Here is a 9,512-nt window from a genome sequence, read left to right as displayed (position 1 = left end):
ATTAACCGCAGGGACTGTGGGGATCGCCTAATCAATTAGAAATCGTTAGATTTCTGTACTTAGGAATCTCGTGATTTCGATCACGAGTAGTTCAATTACGAAAGGAGATCGTCATGGGAGAGTATGATTTGCAAGCTAAGAACGTGCAAACAGCGACATTTGGCATGGGTTGATTTTGGGGACCTGATGCCCAGTTCGGTCATCTTCAAGGAATCATTAGAACACGTGTTGGTTTTTCAGGTGGTACCACCACCTCACCTACGTATCGAAATATCGGAGATCATACTGAGATGTTAGAGGTTGATTTTGATTCAACCATCATTTCATATGAAGAGATTTTAGATGGTTTTTGGAAAAACCATAACGCCCTCAGAAATCATTTTTATAAAGGGAGGCAATATATATCACTTCTCCTTTATCATGATCAAACGCAAAAAGACATTGCGGAAAATAAAAAGAAAGAATGGGAACACATTCTAGGTGGTGAAATCCAAACGGAAATCACATCATACACGACGTTTTATATGGCAGAAGATTATCACCAAAAGTACTATTTGAAACGGTTTAAGAAGGCTGTTCAGACATTGAACACCATTTTCTCTCATCACGATGACTTTGTTGATTCAACACTCGTCGCACGTTTAAATGGATTCACCAGGGGCTATGGCACGCTTCATGAGATCAAAGAAGAAATCGGTCATTGGATCTTAACCCCTGAAAACAAGGAAGAGCTAACAATATTATTAAGTCAGATTCGTTGGTAAGTCCTGAATTGATACTTGTTATAAGTCATATGGATATGAAATTGATTTCCCTGCGTGATTTTCGAAGTTTTGTTCTGTTTAAGAGGAGAAAGGTAAATGAAGTAGAAGTATGTAAATAACAATATTGTCGAGTGGAAGAGTCATTTTGAAAAAGCATTGGGGGAGAGGTCATGTACGTCCGAGACATAATGATAAGATATGTCGTGACGATTGGCATCGATGATTCAGTAAAGAGATGTGCTAAACTTCTTATGGAAAAGAAGTTTAGCGGACTACCGGTCGTTGAGAAAAGTGGTACGTTAGTAGGGATTGTGACAGAAGGAGATTTAATCAAACGAGTCTCTCATTTCGAGTCTTTAGATGTGATAGAACTACTCGGTGGAGTTATTGAGCTAGGGGATGCTGATCAATTCATGGAAGACGTGAAACAATCGCAGGTCGAAACAGTCCGGGGTGTAATGAGCGCTGATGTGATGGTTGTCCATCCTAATGACACCATTGAACATACAGTAACAACGATGCTTCAGTACCATATTAAGCGACTTCCAGTTGTGGATGAACAACACAAACTGTTAGGGATCATTTCACGACGTGATATTATGCAACATCTATACAGAAGATAACTTGTCCACTTGAATTTGAGAGGGGGGGTCCCTCTCTTTTTGCTGTATCCTCTTATTAAAGTGCTGTGATTTAATCGCCAAATACGACTGGACGGTAGGGGATAACAACAACGATTAGTGTGAGAAAAAACAACCCAAACAAAAATGGGTCATCTACAATAACACCTGTAACAAGGAAGAACAATGATAATGGAACCGTTAATAGCTTAGGGATTTTTTCAAAGAACTTTTCTCCATAAATAATATCAAATACAAGAATGATAAATAATATTGAAAAAAACACGATGTGATACATATTTTCCATGACATATTGCAAATCCACCACAGTATGCACCCCCTATTTATTTAAAACATCAATTCTATTCACTTTCGCAAAGGTCATAAAGTTAAACATAGATCACGTCGAAAAAACTCTTATGATAATTGTACGTTTTACCATACTTATATAAACATAACTCAATTTAATGATTACCGACTGTGGCAATAGTGTTTTTTGTTAGGCGAATCCTTTATTTGTTAACGAGTATGAAATAAACGCTATGTAATGCCAACATCAAGATTGTATATTTTGAACTTCGATGCTTTGCAGAAAAATGTAAGAAGCTTTATTAAAAAATTTGAAACAAAACGACAAAGGATTTTGTCCAAGATTAATTTCAGAATATTCTGTTTAAGTGAGTTTTATGCAAGCGCTTTCGGTAATTTTTAACAGCTTTCCCGCTTGGAAGGAAAAATAAACTGATCGCTTTTAAATTTATCCGTTGTCAAATTAGGTTGTAGAGCTAAAATGAGTGAGGATCCTTATCTAGCTTAGCGTGTCTTAAAACTTTATGCAGCATAACATTCATGGAATCTGATGAGTGCGTACGAAACTTCTCTTCTTAACAAAAAAGGGAAGTTTTTTTCGACAATATTCGGATTTTTGCGTTGTTTTGTTTGGGTGGTGCTTTCTGTAGCGTTTTTGTTGTGTCGTGTCTGGGGTAGGCTCTTGTCACGTCAGCTGGTTTGTTTGCGTATAGTAGTTGTGATCACGGTCTTTCGACTATACAATAGAGGAAGGTGAAAAGCGTGGAACAGTCGATTCACCTGAGGCGAAAAGGGCAGATCAATGTTGTGCTCAAGAATTCAACGCCGCAACCTGCTGTGCGTGACGCGCCGATAGGATATCCGAAAGCGGAAGGTCAAGATTGGTTGCAATCTCCCGAACACGCTCCGTACCAGCGGATGCAGGAGTCTTTGGATGCGCTTGTTGGTTTGGAGGAGATCAAAGGGATTTTAAAAGAAATATATGCGTGGCTATATTTAAATGAGCAACGTAGGCAACAAGGGTTACTTGTTAAACAACAGGCACTGCATATGGTGTTTAAAGGCAATCCCGGGACGGGGAAGACGACGGTTGCTCGAATTATCGCTCGTTTGTTTCAAGATATGAAAGTGTTATCAAAGGGGCATTTGATCGAGGCAGAACGTGCAGATTTAGTCGGTGAGTATATTGGGCATACTGCACAGAAAACGAGGGATTTAATTAAGAAGGCGGCAGGTGGAATTCTCTTTATCGATGAGGCATACTCGCTTGCTCGTGGTGGGGAGAAGGACTTTGGTAAAGAGGCGATCGATACATTGGTGAAAGGCATGGAAGATCGACATGCTGATTTTGTGTTAATTTTAGCAGGCTATCCAAAAGAAATGGATCGGTTTTTGTCGTTGAATCCGGGGCTTCCCTCACGTTTTCCGTTTCATATTTCATTTCCGAATTATTCTGTGGTCGAACTCGTGCAAATTGCTGAGCAAATGGCAGCTGATAGACAATATGCCTTCGATGAGCGACTGTACCCTGTGATAAAAAATGCCTTTTCGCAAATTACAGAAGAGGAACCGCCGCATTTTAGTAATGGAAGATTTATTCGTAACCTTCTTGAACACATGATTCGCGCGCAAGCTGTTAGACTATTGGATGAACGAAATTATGAACGAGATTCATTAATGACTTTAAAAAAACAAGACGCTGAAATTGCATTAAAAAACGTAAAATTTACTTGATAAAAGGTTGTGACGTCAACGTGGATGAAATGAAACGAAGTGTTGAAGGAGAGCGAGTTCTTCTCGTTGCTTTAATTTCAGAAGAAGAAAATGAAGAAGACGCTTGGTATAGGATCGATGAGCTTAAAGCATTAACAAAGACGGCGGGAGGCCAGGTGGTTTCAACAATCACTCAAAAGCGCTCCCGTCCTCACCCGTCTTTGTTGATTGGTAAAGGGAAAGTGGAAGAGATGGCGGCGTTTGCTGATGAATATGAGGTGGATGTCATCATATTTAATGATGAACTATCGCCATCACACATCAGGAATTTAGGTGAGTGGACGGAGGCGAAAATTATTGACCGTACACAATTAATTCTTGATATATTTGCCTCGCGTGCGACGTCAAAGGAGGGGAAGTTGCAAGTTGAACTGGCGCAATATAGTTACTTATTGCCTCGCTTACGTGGGCAAGGGCAGATGCTTTCCCGCCTTGGTGGTGGAATCGGAACGCGCGGTCCTGGTGAGACGCAATTGGAAATCGACCAACGTCATATTCGTCAGCGGATGACAGATCTGCGTCAGCAGTTGGCTGTCGCGAAAAGTCATCGCGAACGTTATCGTGAACGCCGTAAGCAAAATCAAACTTTTCAAATTGCTTTAGTTGGTTATACAAATGCAGGGAAGTCTACATTGCTTAACCGATTAACAGAAGCGGGCGTGATTGAAGAGGATAAGTTATTTGCAACATTGGAAACGACGACGCGTAAATGGAAGTTGCCATCAGGGATGAATGTGTTGCTAAGTGATACGGTTGGTTTTATTGAACAGCTTCCGACAACGTTAGTCGAAGCGTTTCGTTCGACGTTAGAAGAAGTGAAAGAAGCCGACTTCTTATTACATGTCGTCGATGGATCGCACGCGGAATTTACAGAACATGAGCGATCTGTTTACGAACATCTCGATGAACTCAATGCGTCTCACATTCCGATGCTCACCGTATATAATAAGCGGGATCAATTGAGTTCAGCGTTCTATCCAGCGACAGAGCATGATCATATTTTAATTTCAGCGCTTGATGATCATGATTTAACAAAACTAAGTGCCAAGCTCGAAGAATCGTTGAAAAAAGCTTTTGTTTTCTATGAAATAGCGGTTGCACCGAATGATGGCAAATTATTGAGCCGTTTACTCACTGAAACGATACAAATCGCTTCTGAGTGGAATGAAGATGCAGAAATGTATGATGTAACCGGTTATGTAAAAGAAGATGCACCGATTTATGGTGAAATTGAAAAACGAAAAAATGAACAGGATCAATAGCAAAGGAGATTTCAATAAATGTACGAACCATCACAACGTAGCGATCGAATCCAAAATTTGATCGAACAAGCAAAAAAAGATGTGGCTCCTTTTTGGGAGAATGCAGACCGGATTGCAACTTATCATCAATCAAGGTTATTAAAATCATTTAGAACAAACCAAGTGAGTGAATTTCATTTTCAACCTTCCACTGGTTACGGTTATGATGATAGCGGAAGGGAAACACTAGAAGCCATCTATGCTGATATTTTTCAAACAGAAGCAGCTATAGTAAGACCGCAATTTACATCGGGGACCCACACGATTACTACGGCACTTTTTGGTGTGTTGCGGCCAGGCGATGATCTTTTATATATGACTGGTCAACCTTATGACACGCTTCATGGCGTGATCGGAGGAACAGAAGACGAAAGTGATAGTGGCTCCCTGGCTGATTTTCAGGTTACATATCGTGATGTCCCGTTACACAAAGGGCATGTAGACTTTACGGAAGTAGGGCAGATGATTAAAGAAAAATGTCCGAAAGTGGTTGCGATTCAAAGGTCGAAAGGCTATGATGATCGTCCATCATTTACGATTGCCGATATCGAAGAGATGATCCGTTTTGTCAAAGCGTTCGATGAAAGGATCATTATTTTTGTTGACAATTGTTATGGCGAATTTGTAGAGGAGAACGAACCAGGATTTGTTGGAGCCGATCTGATGGCTGGCTCACTCATTAAAAACCCAGGTGGGGGTCTTGCGAAAACTGGTGGTTATATTGCAGGACGGGAGGATCTCGTTGAAAAGTGTGCTTGTCGTCTTACTGCTCCGGGAATTGGCCGAGAAGCTGGAGCGATGGGGGATAGTTTACGAGAAATGTATCATGGGATATTTTTAGCGCCGCATACTGTGAATCAAGCGGTCAAAGGGGCGATGCTAACGGCTCGTCTACTGGAGCTATGTGGGATGGATACAAGCCCTCGTTATGATGCTCCTCGTACAGATTTGATACAGTCCGTCTCGTTTCCAGACGCTCATGCGCTCGTTCGTTTTTGTCAGGCTATTCAACAGGCATCCCCTGTTGATGCTCATGTACTCCCAGAGCCTAGTCCGATGCCAGGATATACTGATCATGTCATTATGGCTGCGGGAACATTCATTCAAGGCTCAAGTATAGAGTTAACTGCAGACGGTCCAATACGTCCGCCTTATCAAGCTTTTGTACAAGGAGGGCTCACCCTTGAACATGTAAAGGTAGCCCTTGCCCATGCGTTAGACATGCTCGTTGAAGAAGGACTAATTACGTTATAAACCAATCGTTACTTCTTACAAACGAAAGAAGAGGATCAGCTTTAAAATTCTAACTTATTAAGCGGTTTTCTAGATGTACATAGCAAGGGGGATATTTCTTTGTTAGAAAATCTGACAATGGAGTATACAGCACTTTTTTCCTCCTGTAAGATGAGAAACATCAAATACAGACAGTGGTGAGTTTAGAAGGTATCAACTTTTTGATATGACGAAGAAGCCACTACAACATTTAGAAATGAAACTAAATATTTTAGGAGGAATTTTCGTGAGTTATTCAAGAGAAGATATTTTAAAAATGGCAGAAGAAGAAAATGTTCGTTTTATTCGTCTACAATTTACAGACTTATTAGGGATTATTAAAAATGTTGAGATTCCAGTTACTCAGCTGACAAAAGCGCTCGACAACTTAATGATGTTTGATGGATCTTCTATTGAAGGTTTCGTGCGCATTGAAGAATCTGATATGTACTTATATCCGGACCTTGATACATGGGTGATATTCCCTTGGACGCCTGAAAAAGGGAAAGTGGCTCGCTTGATTTGCGATGTGTATAATGCCGATGGTACACCATTTGCAGGTGACCCACGAGGTGTCCTTAAGAGCGTCTTGAAAGAAGCAGAAGAGTTAGGTTTCACCGACTTTAACATTGGACCTGAACCAGAATTCTTCCTATTTAAAAATGACGAACGCGGAGAACCGACGCTTGAGTTAAACGATAAAGGTGGTTATTTTGACCTTGCACCAACAGACTTAGGCGAGAACTGCCGTCGTGATATCGTGCTCGAATTAGAAGACATGGGCTTTGAAATCGAAGCATCCCACCACGAAGTGGCCCCTGGTCAGCACGAGATTGACTTTAAATATGCGGATGCAATCACGACATGTGATAACATTCAAACGTTTAAGCTTGTTGTTAAAACGATCGCTCGTAAGCACGGGTTGCACGCGACATTTATGCCAAAACCATTGTTTGGTGTTAATGGCTCTGGAATGCACGCGAACATGTCTCTTTTCAAAGGGAAAGAAAATGCATTCTATGATCCAAATACAGAATCTCAGTTAAGTGAGACAGCTATGCAATTTTTAGCGGGTACTTTAAAGCATGCTGAAGCATACACGGCAATCACGAACCCGACAGTAAACTCTTACAAACGACTTGTACCTGGTTATGAAGCGCCTGTTTATATTGCGTGGTCGATGCGTAACCGTTCACCACTTGTTCGCATTCCTTCGTCTCGTGGCATGAGTACACGTATTGAGGTTCGTAGTCCAGACCCAACAGCAAACCCTTACCTAGCAATGGGCGCGATGCTTGCAGCGGGTCTTGATGGTGTACGTAAGAAAATGGCGCCACCAATGGAGACGGACCGAAATATCTATGCGATGGATGAAGATGAGCGCAATGCTGAAGGGATTGGAAGTTTACCTGCAACGTTAAAAGAAGCGATTGATAACTTGAAGGCCAATGAAGTAATCACTCAATCTCTAGGAGAGCATGCCTTAGAACACTTCACGGAAGCGAAAGAAATTGAATGGGATATGTTCCGTACGCAAGTCCACCCTTGGGAGAGAGAGCAGTATATGAGCACGTATTAAGGTTTAACTCCTTGATTTAACTGAGTTTCCTAGTCGAGCAAATAATATAAGGTTTTCTTAAAAGTGATTTTGCCGGACATTTGCCGGGTAACTAAATCAACAATTCTTATCATATTTGTCGATCCTCGGGAACCGAACATTAAAAAGATCTTAATAAAAGAATACCCCCTCGTCATGCAAATATGACGGGGGGGGTTATTATCTTGAACAATTCGTTTTTATCAGGTGCTGTATTGGCTAAGGAAATTTTACGAAAAGTTGTCGGAAGTGGTGTGCCATGCATTTGCCGTTGAACGGTGTTGGTCCATGGAATGTGTCCCTATTACGTATTATTGAATGAGTTTTAGGGTGGGGTTCCTAGCCCTGGGAGTTGATTGGTTATCGACACTCATTCAATGATTTGTTTTTCTTCTTTAATATTCTCTTTGCTCTCTTCACTGCTCTTACTGAAATATGTCGTTAATGTAACGCCGAAGATAACAATCAGTGAACCGAATACTTGATACAGGGTGATTGTTTCGTTTAACCAAAAGTAAGCACCGACCATTGTGAATATAGGTAAGAAGTTTAAAAATACGGATGCCCGGGATGCACTGAGGAAATCTACGGCGCGGTTATAAAACACTAATGCGATAAATGAAGGGAATATTCCTAGATATAATGTTCCGATAAGGTGGCTTGGTAATTCGAATGAGGGAATTCCTATAATAGACCATTCTACTATGACAAATGGAAACAAAATGAGAACAGAAATCCCGGTCATTACAAGAAGTGAACCAAAAGGGTGGAATAAATTCATATATTGCTTAACGAGAATTGAGTAGAAAGCCCAACAAATGATAGCACCAATCATAATTGCGTCGCCGATGTTCCAGTTCATGGCCGACAATTCAAAAATCCCGCCCTGAAGTACGACTGATAAGGCCCCTAGAAAAGATAGTGATATCCCGAACCATTGAATAGATCGTAATTTCTCTTTTAATAACAAGGCGCTCAATATTACGGTCATAACTGGTATTGCTGTTTCTAAAACTGCGACATTTGATGCTGATGTAAATTGTAATGCCCCATAAATAAAGGTGTTAAAAAAAGTAATGCCAGTAAGGGTCATGATTAAGAATGGTGTTTTATAGATCCAGAATCTTTTGCGATCTCTCCAAGCGGCAAGAAGGCCAATCGGTAATAAGAGAATGAAAGCAACGAGCAATCTGAAAAAAGCAATCGTAAAAGGAGGGAGTTCATTCATTCCTTTACCAATCAGAATGTTTCCGGCGTAAAACATCACAACAAATATCATTAATATGTAAGCGTAGATAATACCATCTCCTAGCTGTAATTGGCGAAATAAAAATATATGCTTTCTTTTCGTGGTTTTTAATCAACTTGTCGTTTATCTACTATTATATGTGGAATTAATCGAGATAACTTGAACTTTAATTTGGTGTTATTTCTAATAATCATGAATGAAGCTCAGGAGAATGTAAAGTTGGTAAATGAATGGAGTCATATTGTTGTAGTAGCTCTTTTCATAGAATGTTAAGCATGACTTAAGAAAAGTGTCAAAGAGAAGTTTAGATATTGTATTTTGTTGGTGATCATTTCCTGTTGCTATTTAAAGTTCTTTTCTGTATAGTATTAAAAAGTCGCCAATACAGATTTCATCAGTTTGGTACAGGCGTCGTAATAGTAATGTGTATTAAATTGAAAGGTAACTCATTTCAAATAATAATAAACTATTTCAAAAAAAGTTATTGACGAAATGTTGTTATAGTGATATTATATTAATTGTCGCTTCGAGAGAGCGACTGAAACACTGACCTTTGAAAACTAAACAAAAAGCTAAGCGACCAGCGGGATCTTATTTAAGATTCTGTCAATGAAACAATAAAGATGT

The 9,512-nt window shown here is 40.1% G+C and carries 7 protein-coding genes and 1 pseudogene; 6 read left to right on the top strand and 2 right to left on the bottom strand.

The window, feature by feature from the left end; genetic code table 11:
* Positions 1-185 precede the first annotated feature (185 nt).
* Positions 186-764 (top strand): annotated as a pseudogene (locus HNQ41_RS16260) (peptide-methionine (S)-S-oxide reductase MsrA); the annotation flags it as partial.
* Positions 765-934: 170 nt separating this feature from the next.
* Positions 935-1,387, top strand: coding sequence for a CBS domain-containing protein (locus tag HNQ41_RS16255; RefSeq protein ID WP_184665494.1), 453 nt, complete (start codon positions 935-937; stop codon positions 1,385-1,387).
* Positions 1,388-1,457: 70 nt separating this feature from the next.
* Here HNQ41_RS16255 and HNQ41_RS16250 read toward each other — a convergent pair whose 3' ends face one another.
* Positions 1,458-1,712 carry a hypothetical protein gene (locus tag HNQ41_RS16250; RefSeq protein WP_184665493.1) on the bottom strand — a complete coding sequence of 85 codons (255 nt, stop codon included), beginning with the start codon at positions 1,710-1,712 and terminating at the stop codon, positions 1,458-1,460.
* A 743-nt stretch (positions 1,713-2,455) separates the two neighbouring features.
* Between HNQ41_RS16250 and HNQ41_RS16245 the strand changes: the two genes are divergently transcribed.
* The 4 genes from HNQ41_RS16245 (at position 2,456) to glnA (ending at position 7,618) form a co-directional block, all read left to right on the top strand.
* Positions 2,456-3,427: an AAA family ATPase gene (locus HNQ41_RS16245; protein WP_184665492.1), complete on the top strand. Its 972-nt coding sequence runs from the start codon at positions 2,456-2,458 to the stop codon at positions 3,425-3,427.
* A 29-nt stretch (positions 3,428-3,456) separates the two neighbouring features.
* The gene (gene hflX, locus HNQ41_RS16240; protein ID WP_184665497.1) at positions 3,457-4,728 is read left to right on the top strand and encodes a GTPase HflX; all 1,272 of its coding nucleotides are present in this window, start codon (positions 3,457-3,459) and stop codon (positions 4,726-4,728) included.
* Positions 4,729-4,746: 18 nt separating this feature from the next.
* Positions 4,747-6,021, top strand: a complete 1,275-nt coding sequence (locus HNQ41_RS16235) for a methionine gamma-lyase family protein (RefSeq protein ID WP_184665491.1) — start codon at positions 4,747-4,749, stop codon at positions 6,019-6,021.
* A 235-nt stretch (positions 6,022-6,256) separates the two neighbouring features.
* Positions 6,257-7,618: a type I glutamate--ammonia ligase gene (glnA, locus tag HNQ41_RS16230; RefSeq protein WP_184665496.1), complete on the top strand. Its 1,362-nt coding sequence runs from the start codon at positions 6,257-6,259 to the stop codon at positions 7,616-7,618.
* Positions 7,619-8,006: 388 nt separating this feature from the next.
* On the opposite strand, the gene HNQ41_RS16225 is transcribed toward glnA, so the two are convergent.
* Complete coding sequence (locus HNQ41_RS16225) at positions 8,007-8,915, bottom strand: DMT family transporter (protein WP_184665490.1); 909 nt, start codon at positions 8,913-8,915, stop codon at positions 8,007-8,009.
* Between the last annotated feature and the right edge of the window lie 597 nt (positions 8,916-9,512).

Source organism: Texcoconibacillus texcoconensis, from assembly GCF_014202575.1.
GTDB classification, from domain to species: domain Bacteria; phylum Bacillota; class Bacilli; order Bacillales; family Salisediminibacteriaceae; genus Texcoconibacillus; species Texcoconibacillus texcoconensis.
Note: the sequence above shows the minus strand (reverse complement) of the source record. Positions and strands in the feature narration are given on the sequence as shown.